This window comes from Sphingomonas sp. Tas61C01 (assembly GCF_052567495.1).
Genome location: NZ_CP199583.1, coordinates 2,751,850 through 2,765,937 on the forward strand (window position 1 = coordinate 2,751,850; position 14,088 = coordinate 2,765,937).

The 14,088-nt window shown below is 68.4% G+C and carries 13 protein-coding genes and 1 tRNA gene; 11 read left to right on the forward strand and 3 right to left on the reverse strand.

The window, feature by feature from the left end:
- Positions 1-93: 93 nt before the first annotated feature.
- The gene (gene mnmA / locus ACT009_RS13000) at positions 94-1,206 is read right to left on the reverse strand and encodes a tRNA 2-thiouridine(34) synthase MnmA (RefSeq protein WP_445191488.1); all 1,113 of its coding nucleotides are present in this window, start codon (positions 1,204-1,206) and stop codon (positions 94-96) included.
- Between the two features lie 138 nt (positions 1,207-1,344).
- Between mnmA and ACT009_RS13005 the strand changes: the two genes are divergently transcribed.
- The 3 genes from ACT009_RS13005 to ACT009_RS13015 all read left to right on the forward strand — a co-directional run bounded on the left by ACT009_RS13005 (position 1,345) and on the right by ACT009_RS13015 (position 2,327).
- Positions 1,345-1,572 (forward strand): hypothetical protein, encoded by a 228-nt coding sequence (locus ACT009_RS13005; protein WP_445191489.1) that lies wholly within the window; start codon positions 1,345-1,347, stop codon positions 1,570-1,572.
- A gap of 100 nt (positions 1,573-1,672) precedes the next feature.
- The gene (gene sciP / locus ACT009_RS13010; protein WP_375422249.1) at positions 1,673-1,972 is read left to right on the forward strand and encodes a CtrA inhibitor SciP; all 300 of its coding nucleotides are present in this window, start codon (positions 1,673-1,675) and stop codon (positions 1,970-1,972) included.
- Positions 1,973-2,069: 97 nt separating this feature from the next.
- Positions 2,070-2,327 (forward strand): GlsB/YeaQ/YmgE family stress response membrane protein, encoded by a 258-nt coding sequence (locus ACT009_RS13015; RefSeq protein ID WP_445191490.1) that lies wholly within the window; start codon positions 2,070-2,072, stop codon positions 2,325-2,327.
- Between the two features lie 146 nt (positions 2,328-2,473).
- Here the strand turns inward: ACT009_RS13015 and ACT009_RS13020 are convergent, their stop codons facing one another.
- Entirely contained in the window at positions 2,474-3,217 is a 744-nt protein-coding gene (locus ACT009_RS13020; RefSeq protein WP_445191491.1) for an SIMPL domain-containing protein, read from the reverse strand.
- A 223-nt stretch (positions 3,218-3,440) separates the two neighbouring features.
- Here ACT009_RS13020 and ACT009_RS13025 point away from each other — a divergent pair, with 223 nt between their 5' ends.
- From ACT009_RS13025 to ACT009_RS13055, 7 genes are all read left to right on the forward strand, one after another.
- A complete protein-coding gene (locus ACT009_RS13025; protein ID WP_445191492.1) occupies positions 3,441-4,613 on the forward strand; it encodes an efflux RND transporter periplasmic adaptor subunit in 1,173 nt (390 codons plus the stop codon).
- A 4-nt stretch (positions 4,614-4,617) separates the two neighbouring features.
- Entirely contained in the window at positions 4,618-7,857 is a 3,240-nt protein-coding gene (locus ACT009_RS13030) for an efflux RND transporter permease subunit (protein WP_445191493.1), read from the forward strand.
- Between the two features lie 90 nt (positions 7,858-7,947).
- The gene (locus ACT009_RS13035) at positions 7,948-9,216 is read left to right on the forward strand and encodes a DUF445 domain-containing protein (RefSeq protein WP_445191494.1); all 1,269 of its coding nucleotides are present in this window, start codon (positions 7,948-7,950) and stop codon (positions 9,214-9,216) included.
- 285 nt (positions 9,217-9,501) lie between these two features.
- Positions 9,502-10,599 carry an ABC transporter permease gene (locus tag ACT009_RS13040; protein ID WP_445191495.1) on the forward strand — a complete coding sequence of 366 codons (1,098 nt, stop codon included), beginning with the start codon at positions 9,502-9,504 and terminating at the stop codon, positions 10,597-10,599.
- On the forward strand, positions 10,599-11,450 hold the full coding sequence (locus ACT009_RS13045) for an ABC transporter ATP-binding protein (RefSeq protein ID WP_445191496.1): 852 nt from the start codon (positions 10,599-10,601) through the stop codon (positions 11,448-11,450). The genes ACT009_RS13040 and ACT009_RS13045 overlap by 1 nt, the downstream gene beginning before the upstream one ends.
- Complete coding sequence (locus ACT009_RS13050) at positions 11,450-12,415, forward strand: MlaD family protein (protein ID WP_445191497.1); 966 nt, start codon at positions 11,450-11,452, stop codon at positions 12,413-12,415. The genes ACT009_RS13045 and ACT009_RS13050 overlap by 1 nt, the downstream gene beginning before the upstream one ends.
- Positions 12,416-12,417: 2 nt before the next feature.
- Positions 12,418-13,002 carry an ABC-type transport auxiliary lipoprotein family protein gene (locus ACT009_RS13055; RefSeq protein WP_445191498.1) on the forward strand — a complete coding sequence of 195 codons (585 nt, stop codon included), beginning with the start codon at positions 12,418-12,420 and terminating at the stop codon, positions 13,000-13,002.
- Position 13,003: 1 nt separating this feature from the next.
- Here ACT009_RS13055 and ACT009_RS13060 read toward each other — a convergent pair whose 3' ends face one another.
- Positions 13,004-13,852, reverse strand: a complete 849-nt coding sequence (locus ACT009_RS13060) for a peptidylprolyl isomerase (RefSeq protein WP_445191499.1) — start codon at positions 13,850-13,852, stop codon at positions 13,004-13,006.
- Positions 13,853-13,939: 87 nt separating this feature from the next.
- Between ACT009_RS13060 and ACT009_RS13065 the strand changes: the two genes are divergently transcribed.
- Positions 13,940-14,030 (forward strand) — tRNA-Ser (locus tag ACT009_RS13065).
- The last annotated feature ends 58 nt before the right edge of the window (positions 14,031-14,088 follow it).

Here is a 14,088-nt window from a genome sequence, read left to right on the forward strand (position 1 = left end):
TACCGAGCGACCACTGGGTTCACCGCACCCATGGGTCCCGACTTTCGTCGGGATGACAAATGGTAAGCGTCGAAGCGACGATCAGCCGTTAGTTCACGCTGCCTGCGCGACGCTAGCCGGCTCGGTCACCGCAATCCAGCCGCCGCCGAGCACCCGGTCGCCGGCGTAGAGCACCGCCGCCTGCCCGGGCGCGACGCCGTATTCGGGGGAGTCGAACACCAGCCGGTCGCCCGCGAACCGCGCCGCGACCGGCTTGGCCATCGACCGGACCTTGGCGGTGAGCGGCCCGGCATGATCGCCGCCGATCCAGTTCAGGCCGGTGAGCGTTGCGGCGGCGACCGCGAGCGCCGCGCGGGGGCCGACGACGACGCGGCGGGTCTCGGGCTCGATCCGGACGACGTAGAAGGGTTCGGGCGCGCCGCCGATCTCCAGCCCGCGGCGCTGGCCGACCGTGAAATGGATCAGCCCGCGGTGGGTGCCGAGCCGGGTGCCCGCGAGATCGACGATCTCGCCCGCAGTGTCAGCCTCCGGCCGCAGCTTCCTGACCAGCCCGGCATAGTCACCGTCGGGCACGAAGCAGATGTCCTGGCTGTCGGGCTTGCCCGCCACGCCGAGACCCAGCTCGGTCGCGATCTCGCGCACCCGCGGCTTGGGTAGCGCGCCCAGCGGAAAGCGCAGGAAATCGAGCTGCGGCTGGGTGGTGGCGAACAGGAAATAGCTCTGGTCGCGTGCCGGATCGGCGCCGCGGTGCAGCTCGGCACCCGCGGGACCCTCGACGCGGCGGACATAATGGCCGGTCGCCAGGCAATCGGCGCCGAGATCGTGCGCCATCGCCAGAAGATCGGTGAATTTTGGCCCCATGTTGCACTGGACGCACGGGATCGGGGTGCGCCCGGCGAGATATTCGTCGGCAAACCGGTCGATCACCTGCGCACGGAAGCTGGTCTCGTGGTCCACCACATAATGCGCGATGCCGAGCCGGTCGCACACCGAGCGCGCGTCGCGGATGTCGCGGCCCGCGCAGCAGCTGCCGGCGCGGCCGACCGCCTCGCCGTGATCGTAGAGCTGCAGCGTCACCCCGATCGTCTCCGCCCCGGTGCGCGCGGCGAGCGCGGCGACGACGGAGCTGTCCACCCCGCCCGACATCGCGACGACGATGCGCTTGGCCTTGGCGTCCCCGCCGAGCTGGAAATCGGTGCCATCCATGCCGCGCACATAGGGTGCTTCGGCGGCGCGCGCAAAATTAGGGAAGGTTCACGAACCCTTGCAGTCGGCTTTACCCGGCTTTCACGACAGCGCGGGTAGGCAGGGTGAACCAGAGAACAAGCAATCGAGTGTCGCCCGTTGGACCTGAGCTATCCCCGTTTCGATCTGAAGGAGGAGCTGACCGAGCTTCCCGGCGACGTCGCGTCGCTGATCACCGGGGTTGCGGCACGTCAGGCGGCGAGCCCGACCGCGCAGACCCAGGCGCGGTTCGGTACGATGATGCTCGATCCGCGCCTGTTCGCGCCCGTCCATGGCGCCTTTAACGGCTCGATGGCCGCGGCGCTAACGCGATGGAGAGAGGAATGAAGCCGCCGTTTACCGAGGCGTTTCAGCCGATCTTCAACCCCCGCTGCTACCAGAAGCGAAGTTCAGAGAGGGGGCCCCCCGCCCCGATCGAGGTTTAACGATGATCGAGAATCAGAAAATCCGTCCCGCAAAGGTCATCGGCCCGCTCGGCGAGCAGTTGACGCTGGACACGCTGCCGCCGCCGTCGACGACACGGTGGGTGGTGCGTCGCAAGGCGGAAGTGGTCGCCGCGGTCAATGGCGGGCTGTTGTCGGTCGACGAAGTGTGCACGCGGTACAACCTGACGGTCGAGGAATTCGCCGGCTGGCAGCGCGCGATCGATCGGTCGGGGATGCCCGGGCTGCGGGTGACGCGGATCCAGCACTACAAGACGCTGTACGAACGCCAGCAGAAATATTGAACCATTACGGGACCCGATCAAAACGGACGCGGAACATTTATCCCGGTTCGCGAGTCTTTCCGCCACAGCCCGACGGACGGGTGCAACGGAGGGATTTATGGGTATCATCATGTGGCTCATCGTCGGTGGCGTGATCGGCTGGCTCGCCAGCATCATCATGCGGACCGATGGACAGCAGGGCATCTTCCTCAACATCGTCGTCGGCATCGTCGGCGCGTTCATCGCCAGCCTGATCTTCTCGGGCGGTTCGATCAACAACGCGCCGCTGACGCTCTACTCGTTCCTCGTGTCGCTGGTGGGTGCCATCATCCTCCTCGCGATCGTCAACCTCGTCCGTCGCGGCAGCGTCCGCTAAGCGGACTGCGCCGACCGACTGACGGACAGGAAGGGCCACCCGGCAACGGGTGGCCCTTTTTCGTTGTCGGGGGTGGCAAACGACACCCCCGCCCTCCGTGTCCCCGCCTTCGCGGGAGCACAACGAAAGTTAGCGCGGGCGGGCACCTACTGGAGTAGGAACCGCACCGACAAGGTCGCGGTGACGTCGGTCTCGCCCGGGACGACCACGGTCTTGGCATCCGCCATCATCGCGCGGGCGCGGAACACCGGTTGGCCACCGCCGCCGCCGTCGTTCTGGCCGGCCTCGGCGATCGAGACGATCCGGCCGACCTTCAGCCCTGCCGCGGCCGCGTAGAGATCGGCGCGTGCACGGGCGCGCTTGACCGCGTCGGTGCGGGCTTCGTCGAGCGCGGCGTCGGCCTTGTCGATCGAAAGACTGGGGCCATCGATCTGGTTGGCGCCTTGAGCGACCAGCGCGTCGAGGATGCTGCCCGCCTTGCCGACGTCGCGGAAGCGGATGGTGACGCCGTTGGTCGCCTGGTAGCCGGTGATCACCGGGGGCACGTTTTCGCCGTAGCGATACTGCGGCGCCAGCGCGACGTTGGCGGTCGCGATGTCGCGCGGCGCGATGCCGGCGCGGCGGAGCGCGGCCAGCACCTTCTCCATCCGTGCCGCATTGTCGCCGAGCGCGGCGGCGGCGGTGGTTCCTTGCGCGACCACGCCGGCGCGGATCGTCGCGATATCGGGGACCCGCGTGGTGCGGCCCTCCGCGGTCACGTCCAGGATCGCGCCCGCGGCAGGGATCAACGGTTCCACGGTCGGCGTCGTCTGCGCGAACAGGCTCGCCGGACAGGCGATCAGCGCAAGCAGCGATCCGATCTTGATCTTCTTGGTCGCTCGCATCGTCATTCTCCCTGGTTGGTCGATGTTGCGTGCGATCTGCCGGGCGCCACGTCAACGCAAGCTGAACGGCAATTTACTGCGTCATTATTGCTGGTTTGCTTGCGACTGGCCTCGAAAACGCGCATGGCGCGACCATGCGCCTGCCGGGGGGCTTGAGCGCAGTGATCTATTCAGGTAACACAGTATTGGACCGGCGCTGACCGAGTACCGCTGCGGGGATGAGAGTGGCATGAATTACGACACCGGACAGATCGGCCAGGAAGAACGGCTCGCCCTTGCGGGGCCGGACGAGGCCCGGTCGGGACGCGGTAAGATCATCGCCATCATCCTGGTCCTCGCGCTGGTCGCGGCGGCGATCGGCTGGTCGATGTTCGGGCGGAGCAAGCCCGCGCCGCCGCCGCGCGCCGCCGAGGCGCCCAACGTCACCGTCGTCGTGCCGGGCCGCAAGACCGTCGATCGCGTGCTGTCGGCTACCGGCACGCTGGCGGCGCGGCGCGAGCTGCCGGTCGGCGTCGCTGGCGAAGGCGGGATGATCACCCGCGTGCTGGTCGAGCCCGGCCAATGGGTGTCGGCGGGGCAGGTTCTCGCCACCGTCGATCGCTCGGTGCAGGTGCAGACCGCCGAATCGCTCGGCGCGCAGGTCTCGGTGGCACGGTCCGATCAGTCGATCGCGCAGTCCGAACTCGATCGTGCGCAGGCGCTGGTCGATCGCGGCTTCATCTCCAAGGCCGATCTGCAGCGCAAGGCGGCGACCCGCGATGCCGCGGCGGCACGCGTGAAGGTGGCGCAGGCGACGCTGCGCGAGGCGCAGGCGCGCAACGGCCGCCTGGACATCCGCGCGCCGTCCGCCGGACTGGTGCTGACCCGCGGCGTCGAGCCCGGGCAGATCGTCGGGGCAGGATCGGGCGTTTTGTTCCGGATGGCCGCGGACGGGCAGATCGAGCTGCGCGCCGCGCTCGCCGAGGCCGATCTCGCGGGGCTCCGCGCCGGCGCGCGCGCCAGCGTCACCCCGGTCGGCACCACCCAGAGCTTCCCCGGCGAGGTGTGGCAGGTTTCGCCGGTGATCGACGCGCAGAGCCGCCAGGGCGTGGCGCGGATCGCGCTGAAATACGATCCGGCGCTGCGGCCGGGCGGGTTCGCGGCGGCGACGATCGTTGCCGGCGCCAGCGTCGCGCCGCTGCTTCCCGATTCGGCGTTGCAGAGCGACGACAAGGGCAATTTCGTGTATATCATCGGTGCCGACGACAAGGTCGCGCGGCGCGACATTCGGATCGGCCAGGTGTCCGATGCCGGCGTGGTCGTGCTGGGCGGGCTCGACGGCACCGAGCGAGTCGTCCAGTCGGCGGGCGGGTTCCTGGCCCCGGGCCAGAAGGTGAAGCCGATCGTGAAGAAGGCGAGCTGATCCGATGAACTTCCGCAACATCTCGGCCTGGGCGATCCGCAATCCGGTGCCGCCGCTCGTGCTGTTCGTCGCACTGACGCTGGCCGGGATCGTGTCGTTCATGCGGATGGACGTGAACAACGACCCGGACATCGACTTCCCGGTCGCGATCGTCGTGATCAATCAGCCGGGCGCGGCCCCCACCGAACTCGAGACCCAGGTGACGCAGCGGGTCGAGGCGGCGGTACGATCGCTGCAAGGCATCGACGAGATCAGCTCGACGATCACCGAAGGCCAGTCGCAGACCGTCGTCCAGCTCGCGATCGGCACCCCGATCGACCGCGCGGTCACCGATGTCCGCGACGCGATCTCGCAGATCCGCAGCGACCTGCCCGAGGGGATCCTCGAACCGCAGGTGTTCCGCGCCAATACCACCGACCAGGACCTCGCCAGCTATTCGGCGGTCGCCGACGACATGACCGTCGAACAGCTCAGCTGGTACATCGACAACAATGTCGCGAAGGCGCTGCTGTCGGTGCCCGGCATGGCCGCGGTGCAGCGCAACGGTGGCGTCAGCCGCGAGATCCGCATCATCCTCGATCCGCTGAAGCTGCAGAGCCAGGGGCTGACCGCGAGCCAGGTCAACCAGCAGCTGCGCCAGGTCAACCTCAACGCCGCCGGCGGCCGCGCCGAGATCGCAGGTTCCGAACAGTCGGTCCGCGTGCTCGGCAACGCCAAGGACGCGCTGGAGCTCGGCCAGACCCAGATCAACGTCGGTGGCGGGCGCACCGTGCGCCTCGCCGATATCGCGCAGGTCCGCGATCTCTACGCCGAACAGCGCAGCCGTGCCGCGGTCGACGGGCGCCAGGCGATCTCGTTCGATTTCCAGCGCGCGAAGGGCGCGTCCGACGTCACCGTGTTCAACGACGCGGTCAAGCAGCTCGCCGACCTCGAGAAGCGCAATCCCGGCGTCCGCTTCGTGCTGCGCCAGAACAGCGTCAAATACACCGAGATGCAGTATGAGAGCGCGATGCACGCGATGCTCGAGGGCGCGGTGCTCGCGGTCATCGTCGTGTTCCTGTTCCTGCGCGACTGGCGTGCGACGGTGATCTCGGCACTGGCGATCCCGCTGTCGGCGATCCCTGCCTTCTGGTTCATGGACCTGCTCGGCTTCAACCTGAACCAGATGACGCTGCTCGCGCTGAGCCTGGTCGCGGGCGTGCTGGTCGACGACGCGATCGTCGAAATCGAGAACATCGTCCGGCACATGCGGATGGGCAAATCCGCCTATCAGGCATCGATCGACGCCGCCGACGAGATCGGCCTGGCGGTGCTGGCGACGACGATGGCGATCGTCGCGGTGTTCCTGCCGGTCGGGCTGATGCCCGGCGTGTCGGGCCAGTTCTTCAAGAATTTCGGCCTGACCGTGGTCGCGTCGGTGCTGATGAGCCTCGCGGTCGCGCGCCTGATCACGCCGATGCTGGCGGCCTATTTCCTGAAGTCGTTCGGCGTCGCCAGCCATGGTGAGGGCCGGATCATGGACGCCTATGTGGCGACGCTGCACTGGACGCTCGATACCCGGATGGCGCGCGCCGCGCGCGCCAGCGGTGGCCGGGCCAAGCGGTTCTTCGCGCGGTTCCGCGATCACCGCATGTGGGTGATGGGGCTCGGCGCATTCGCGTTCCTGCTGACGATCGTGATGTTCGGGGTGCTGCCGATGCAGTTCCAGCCGCAGCAGGACAACGACACCTCGACCGCGATGATCGAAATGGTGCCGGGTACGACGCTGCAGCAGACCGACGTGGTCGTCACCCGCGTCGCCGCGCTGCTGCGCGCGCAGCCCGACGTCGAATCGGTCTATGCGCGCACCGGGCAGAACGGCGCGGTCAACAGCGGGCGGGTCACCGCGACGCTGAAGGACGGCCGCAAGATCACCAGCACCGATTTCGAACGCAGCCTGGCGCCCAAGCTCGCCGACTTCGCGGATGCGCGGGTGTCGTTCCGATCGCAGAACGGGTGGGGCGGCAGCAGCCGCGACATGACGGTGACGCTCGGCGGCGACGATCCGAAGCTGCTGCAGGCGACCGCAGAGAAGATCGTCGCGGAGATGGGCACCCTGTCGACGCTGGTCGCGCCGCGGATCGCGGGCAATCTCCAGCGACCCGAAATCGTGATCAAGCCGCGGCTCGATCTCGCCGCCAATCTGGGTGTCACGACGCAGGCGCTATCCAGCGCGATCCGGATCGCGACCCTGGGCGACATCGACCAGAACAGCGCGCGCTTCTCGCTCAGCGACCGCCAGATCCCGATCCGCGTCGCGCTCGATCAGGGCGCGCGGTCGCAGCTGTCGACGATCCAGAACCTGCCGGTATCGACCTCCAATGGCGGCTCGGTGCCACTGAGCCTCGTCGCCGAGATCGGCCTCGGCTCCGGGCCGACCAAGATCGACCGCGTCAATCAGCAGCGCCAGCTGTCGATCGGCGCCGATCTCGCCCCCGGCATCGTCTCGGGCGTCGCGCAGAAGCAGATCGACGCACTGCCGACGATGAAGAACCTGCCGATGGGGGTGAACAAGCTGACGCTCGGCCAGGCCAAGTGGCAGGCGGAGATGGTCAACAACTTCATCATGGCGGTGATCGCGGGCACCTTCCTGGTCTTCGCGGTGCTGGTGCTGCTCTACCGCCGCGCGTTGCCGCCGTTCGTCAACATGGGGTCGCTGCTGCTCGCGCCGCTCGGCGGGCTGATCGCGCTGTGGGCGACCGGCAACCCGATCTCCATGCCGGTGTTCATCGGGTTGCTGATGCTGCTCGGCATCGTCGCCAAGAACTCGATCCTGCTGATCGACTTCGCGCTGGAGGAGATGGCCAAGGGCGTCGACGTCGTCACCGCGATCATCGATGCCGGGCACAAGCGCGCGCAGCCGATCGTGATGACCACGGTCGCGATGGTCGCAGGGATGGTGCCGACCGCGATGTCGCTCGGCGGCGACGGATCGTGGCGCGCGCCAATGGGCATCGTCGTGATCGGCGGGCTGATCCTGTCGACCGTACTGACGCTGTTGATCGTGCCCGCCACCTTCAGCCTGGCGGTGGGTGTCGAGCGTTGGGTCGGGCCGCGGCTCGGCCGGCGCCTGCTCACCTATCGTCCAGGCGACGACGGCAGCGAGGTCATCGGCATCGCCGGGCCGACCAAGCCGCAGCTAGGACCGGTCGCGACCCGGCTCGGCTATGCCGACGGCGACGAAGGCACCCAGCCTGCCGAATGATCCGGCGAGGCCCGCCGCACGGGCACCCGTGTGCCCGGGCACCGCGGCGGCGACCTTGAACTATCGCGGCGTTCGGGGATTGTCCCGGCGATGACCGCGATCCCCCTCCACCGTTCCGCGCAGGACGTGACGCCACCGGGGCTGATCCGGATGCGGATGGTCGCGACCGCGCTGCTGGTGTTGATGGCGGGGATCTTCTTCGTCAGCCGCACGATGATCGCGACCCACCCGGGCTGGGGCTTCGTGCAGGCGTTCAGCGAAGCGGCGATGGTCGGCGGATTGGCCGACTGGTTCGCAGTCACTGCGCTGTTTCGCCACCCGCTCGGCCTGCCCATCCCGCACACCGCGATCGTGCCGCGCAACAAGGACCGCATCGGCGACACGCTGGCGCAGTTCCTGCGCGACAATTTCCTGGTGCCGACGGTGATCGCGCGGCGGATGCGGCGGCTGGACGTGGCGGGCGCGATCGCGCGCTGGCTGACCGATCCGCCGGAGGGCGCGGGTGGGCGGTTCCGCCAAGGTGCGTCTAAGCTCGTCGCGCAGGTGCTGGAGGGGCTGGACCCGGCGCGGCTCGGCGGGATGGTGAAGGCGGGGATCGGCGCACGGTTGCGCGAGACCCAGGTTGCGCCGGTGCTCGGCCAGCTGATGAAGGCGGCGATGGCGGAGAACCGCCACAAGCCGCTGCTCGACGCCGGGATCGGCTGGGCGGCCGGCGCGCTGGCGAGCAACGATCATCTCGTCCGCGCGATCGTCCACGAACGCGCCGGATCGGTGCTGCGCTGGACCGGGCTCGACGAGACGCTCGCGGACAAGCTGATCGCCGGGCTCGACAAGCTGCTCGCGGACATGGCCGCCAACCCGGAACACCCGCTGCGGATGAAGGCGGAGGAGGGCCTCGATCGGCTCGCCTGGGAGCTGCAATACGACCAGCGCACCCATGCTCGGGTCGATGCGCTGAAGCTCGAATTGATCGAGAACCCGGCGATGCAGCGCTGGCTCGACGGGCTGTGGGAACAGGCACGCGCGGCGCTGCTGAAGGTCGCGCGCGATCCGGAGGCGGCGATGGCGGGCAAGCTCGGCGACGTGCTGCGCCAGATCGGCCAGACGCTGGTCGACGACGATCGGCTGGCACGGACGATCAACCGCTTCGTGCGCCGCGCGGTGGTCGGCACCGCTGCCGATTATGGCGACGGCATCGTTCGGCTGGTGTCAGAAACCGTGCGCGGCTGGGACGCCGACACGATCACCCGCCGGCTGGAAAACGCAGTCGGCCGCGACCTGCAATATATCCGCATCAACGGCACCATCGTCGGCGGGCTGGTCGGGCTGGTGATCCACGCGATCGACGTTAGCGTCTGAGTTCACAGGTTAGAGCATCCGTCCAATCCATCCCGTTCGTCCCGAGTAGCTGTCGAGTAGCCCCGCAGGGGCGTATCGAGATAGCGTATCGAAGGACAGGTTGTTACGCGCAACCTGTACCTCGATACGAGCTCTCGATACGGCTCTTCGAGCCTACTCGATCTCTACTGGGCACGAACGGGTGAAGGGGATGCCATGCTGCGCTGATCGTAACCCAGCGTTTCATTTCACCTCGTACGGCTATCGCCTTGCCGCGGGGCGCGGTTTCGACCAAAGAAGCCTTCGATGAATGGCATGGCCGATTTCGAGCAGGACGGCGGCACGCTCCGCTTCACCGGCAATCTGTCGTTGTCGCGGCTCGGCACCTTGCCGGATCGGCTCGACCGGGTGTCGGGCGACGTCGCCCGCATCGATCTCAGCAGCGTCGATCGCATCGACACCGTCGGCGCGTGGCTGGTCCACCGCCTGGCGGTCCGCCACGACGCCCCGGTCGAGGGGCTGGACGAGGACGGCGCACACCTGATGCGCCAGGTCGTCGCCGCCGATCAGCCGGTCGCGACCCGCCCGCGCAAGGTTCGCGCGCTCGAACGCGTGCTCGGCGAGATCGGCGCCGCGACCGCGCTGTCGATGCGCACGCTCTACGGCCTGCTCGGCTTCATGGGCGCGACCGTGATCGCGTTCGTCAACGTCATCCGCCATCCGCATCGCTTCCGCTACAATGCGGTAATCCAGCGGTTCGAGGTGGTCGGCGTCTCGGCGCTCGGCATCGTCGGGCTGATGAGCTTCCTGATCGGCATGGTGATCGCGCAGCAGGGCGCGGTGCAGCTCCGCCAGTTCGGCGCGGAGGTGTTCACGATCAACCTGGTCGGGCGGCTGACGCTGCGCGAGATGGGCGTGCTGATGACCGCGATCATGGTCGCGGGGCGATCGGGATCGGCGTTCGCGGCACAGCTCGGCACGATGAAGCTGACCGAGGAAATCGACGCGATGCGCACGATCGGCGTGTCGCCGATGGAGGCGCTGGTGCTGCCGCGTACGATCGCGGCGATCGTGATGATGCCGCTGCTCGGCTTCTATGCGTCGATGATCGCGCTGCTCGGCGGCGGGCTGCTGCTGTGGGTGACGCTGGGCATCCCGCCGATCACCTATATCCAGCGGATCCGCGAGGTGGTGCCGATCACCGATCTCTATATCGGGCTGATCAAGGCGCCGGTGTTCGGCGCGATCATCGCGGTGGCGGGGTGCTTCCAGGGCCTGCAGGTCGAGGCCGACGCCGAACAGGTCGGGCTGCGGACGACCTCCGCGGTGGTGCAGGCGATCTTCCTGGTGATCGTGCTCGATGCGTTCTTCGCGGTGTTCTTCACCTGGTTGGGGTGGAACTGATGGCGGTCGATCGTGCCCCGGATGACGATCAGGCCGCCGACGATTTCGTCATCTCGGTGAAGGGACTGCGAAACAGCTTCGGCGAGGCGGTGATCCACGAGGGACTCGATCTCGACGTGCGCCGCGGCGAGATCCTCGGCGTGGTCGGCGGATCGGGCACCGGCAAATCGGTGCTGATGCGTTCGATCATCGGCCTCCAGACCCCCGATGCGGGTACCATCGAGGTGTTCGGCGAGGAGACGATCGGCCGCGAGGAAACCGACGCGGTCGACATCCGCAAGCGCTGGGGCGTGTTGTTCCAGGGCGGCGCGCTGTTCTCGACGCTGAGCGTCGCCGAGAATGTCGAGGTGCCGCTGCGCGAATTCTATCCCGAGCTCGACCAGGCGCTGCTCGACGAGATTGCGGCCTACAAGGTGGTGATGACCGGCCTGCCCGCCGATGCAGGGCCCAAATTTCCGGCCGAGCTGTCCGGCGGCATGCGCAAGCGTGCCGGGCTGGCGCGTGCGCTGGCGCTCGATCCCGAGCTGCTGTTCCTCGACGAACCGACCGCGGGGCTCGACCCGATCGGCGCCGCCGCGTTCGACGATCTCACCCGCTCGCTCCAGAAGACGCTGGGGCTGACGGTGTTCCTGATCACCCACGATCTCGATTCGCTCTATGCAATCTGCGATCGCGTCGCGGTGCTCGCCGACAAGAAGGTGATCGCGGTCGGCACGATCGACGAGCTGCTGGCGCTCGACCATCCGTGGATCGAGGAGTATTTCAAGGGCCCGCGCGGGCGTGCCGCGGTCGCCACCCAGGAACATCACGCATCGGGGCAGGAACCGCCGCGAAGGATTGAGGCCAACTGATGGAAACCCGATCGAACCACGTCCTCGTCGGCGCCGTCGTGCTGATCCTGCTCACCCTGCTCGCGGTGTTCACGGTGTGGATCGCCCGCCTCGGCGGTGCGTCCGAGAAGGAGTATGACATCTTCTTCAAGCAATCGGTCGACGGTCTCGCCAAGGGATCCGCGGTCACCTTTTCCGGCGTGCCGTCGGGGCAGGTGAAGGAGATCGCGCTGTGGCGGAACGACCCGCAGTTCGTCCGCGTCCGCATCAACGTCAACGACGACACGCCGGTGTTGCAGGGCACTACCGCGTCGATCTCGGGGGTCGGCTTCACCGGGGTCAGCCAGGTCTCGCTCGATGGCGCGCGTAAGGGCGCCGCGGCGATCGGCTGCCCGGAGACCAACCCGCTCAGCCAGTGTCCCTACGGCGTGCCGGTGATCCCGACCAAGCAGGGCGGCCTCGGTGCGATTCTCAATTCGGCGCCGCAGCTGCTCGAGCGGCTGTCGACGCTGACCGAGCGGCTGACCGGGCTGCTCTCCGATCGCAACCAGGCGTCGATCGCGGGTATCCTCGAAAACACCAACCGTCTGTCGGACGCGCTCGCCGATCGCGGGCCGGAGATCGCGGCGACGCTCGCGCAGACCCGCGTCGCGATCCAGCAGGCGGGCGACGCCGCGCAGCAGATCGGCCAGCTCGCCGCGACCACCAACGGCGTCCTCGCGGACGATGTGCGGCCGGCGATGGCCAATCTCAACAAGGCGATCGGTTCGGCGCAGCAGAGCGCTGAATCGCTCAACGCCGCGATCGCCGATGCGCGGCCGGGGCTCCAGGCGTTCAGCAAGCAGACCATCCCCGAGGTGGGCCAGCTCGTCCGCGACCTTCGCGTGATGTCGCAGGCGCTGTCGTCGGTCGCCGAGAAGGTCGATCAGGGGGGCGCGGGCTCGCTGATCGGTCAGCAGAAACTCCCGGACTACAAGGGCAAGTGACGATGAAGACACCGCTCATCATCCTGGCGGCGACGCTGCCGCTCGCGGCGTGCATCAGCTTCGGCGCGAAGCCGCCCGAAGCGCTGCTGACGCTGACCGCGACTGCGGCGATCCCGGTGGGGCAGGCGCAGAGCTCGGCCAGTGCCAAGTCGATCACCATCGCGGTCCCCGCGGTGCCGCAGTCGCTCGCCAGCGCGCGCGTGCCGGTGCAATCGGGGCCGACCGAGATCGCCTATGTGAAGGACGCACTCTGGGCCGAACCGCCCGCGCGGTTGTTCGCGCGGCTCTTGTCGGACACGGTCACGACCCGGTCGGGCCGGGTCGTGCTGTCGCCGGCGCAGTCGCTCAGCGACCCAGGCGCGCGGCTGGGCGGCGAACTGCGCAACTTCGGCATCGACGGCACCGCGCGCGAGGCGGTGGTGACCTACGACGCCTCGCTGATCCGCGGCGACGCGGCGACCGTGGAGAAGCGCCGCTTCGAGGCGCGGGTGCCGGTCTCCGCGATCGACGCACCCGCCGCCGCGACCGCGCTCAACGACGCCGCCAACCGCGTCGCGGTCGAGGTCGCCGAGTGGGTCGGCCGCTAGCCTAGGGCCGGCGTCGCACCGCCGGCAAGACGTCGCACACCGCGGCGCCGGTCGGCACCGTCGGCGCCTCCGCCTGCTCGCGGCGGCGCACCGCGGCGGCGAAGCGCGCATTGTCTGCGGCGCGATATTGGAAATGGGGCCGCTCGGCGGGCACGAGATCGCTCGCGAGCCGTACCGACACGATCGGCACGCGCTCGGCGACGGTCGCATACATGCCCATGGCGGCATCGCTGCGCGGCAGTGCGGACAGATACTGCATGCCCTCCACGATCCGCCCGACGACCGTATAGTTGCGGTCGAGCCGCCGCGCCGATTGCCCGATGGGCGTGAAGAGTTCGGACCCGCTCCCGGTGCTCGGCAGCGCATCGCGCGCGACCCCGACCATGCCGTAGCAGTGCGTCAGCCACGCCGCCTTGCCGTCGCTCGCGACCGGCCAGCCCTCCGCGGTGATCCCGGACGCGGTGGAATAGCCGTCCGCACGCGCCATCCGCACCGCGGGTGCGAAGGCAGCGATCTCGAACTCGGCGGCGGGAGCATCGGTGATGCCGGTGGGCAGCGGTTTCTTCTCGCTCTCGTCGCCCCATTGCGTGACCCAATTCTCCTGCACCCGGTAGACGCTGGTCCCGTCCCACCACCGCGCCCGCGCCAGCGCACGGACATTGCCGATATGCGCGGGCGCGTACGCGGCGGCCAGCCGGATCACGACCTGCTTGCCGGTGCCGAGCGTGATCACCATCAATTCGTCGTCGGGGATCGCGCGCCAATCGGCTTCGATCGGATCGGACGGCAGCGGCGCAGCGGCGGGCGCGACAGCCTGGGCGAGCACAAGAGCAAGGGCGAGGGTGGTCATCCCCGCAACCTGCCCGACGCCGGCGCCACGCGCAATTGCTTGCGGCCACCCGCCCGACACGCTAGTCGCCCCGCTTCCAGGGAATGCGGAGCGGTGGCCGAGTGGTCGAAGGCGCTCGCCTGGAAAGTGAGTATACGCCAAAAGCGTATCGAGGGTTCGAATCCCTCCCGCTCCGCCAGTCAACCCTGCTAAGGACTGCAATCGCTAGTATATTTGGCTTCGCGATGCGCGACGAT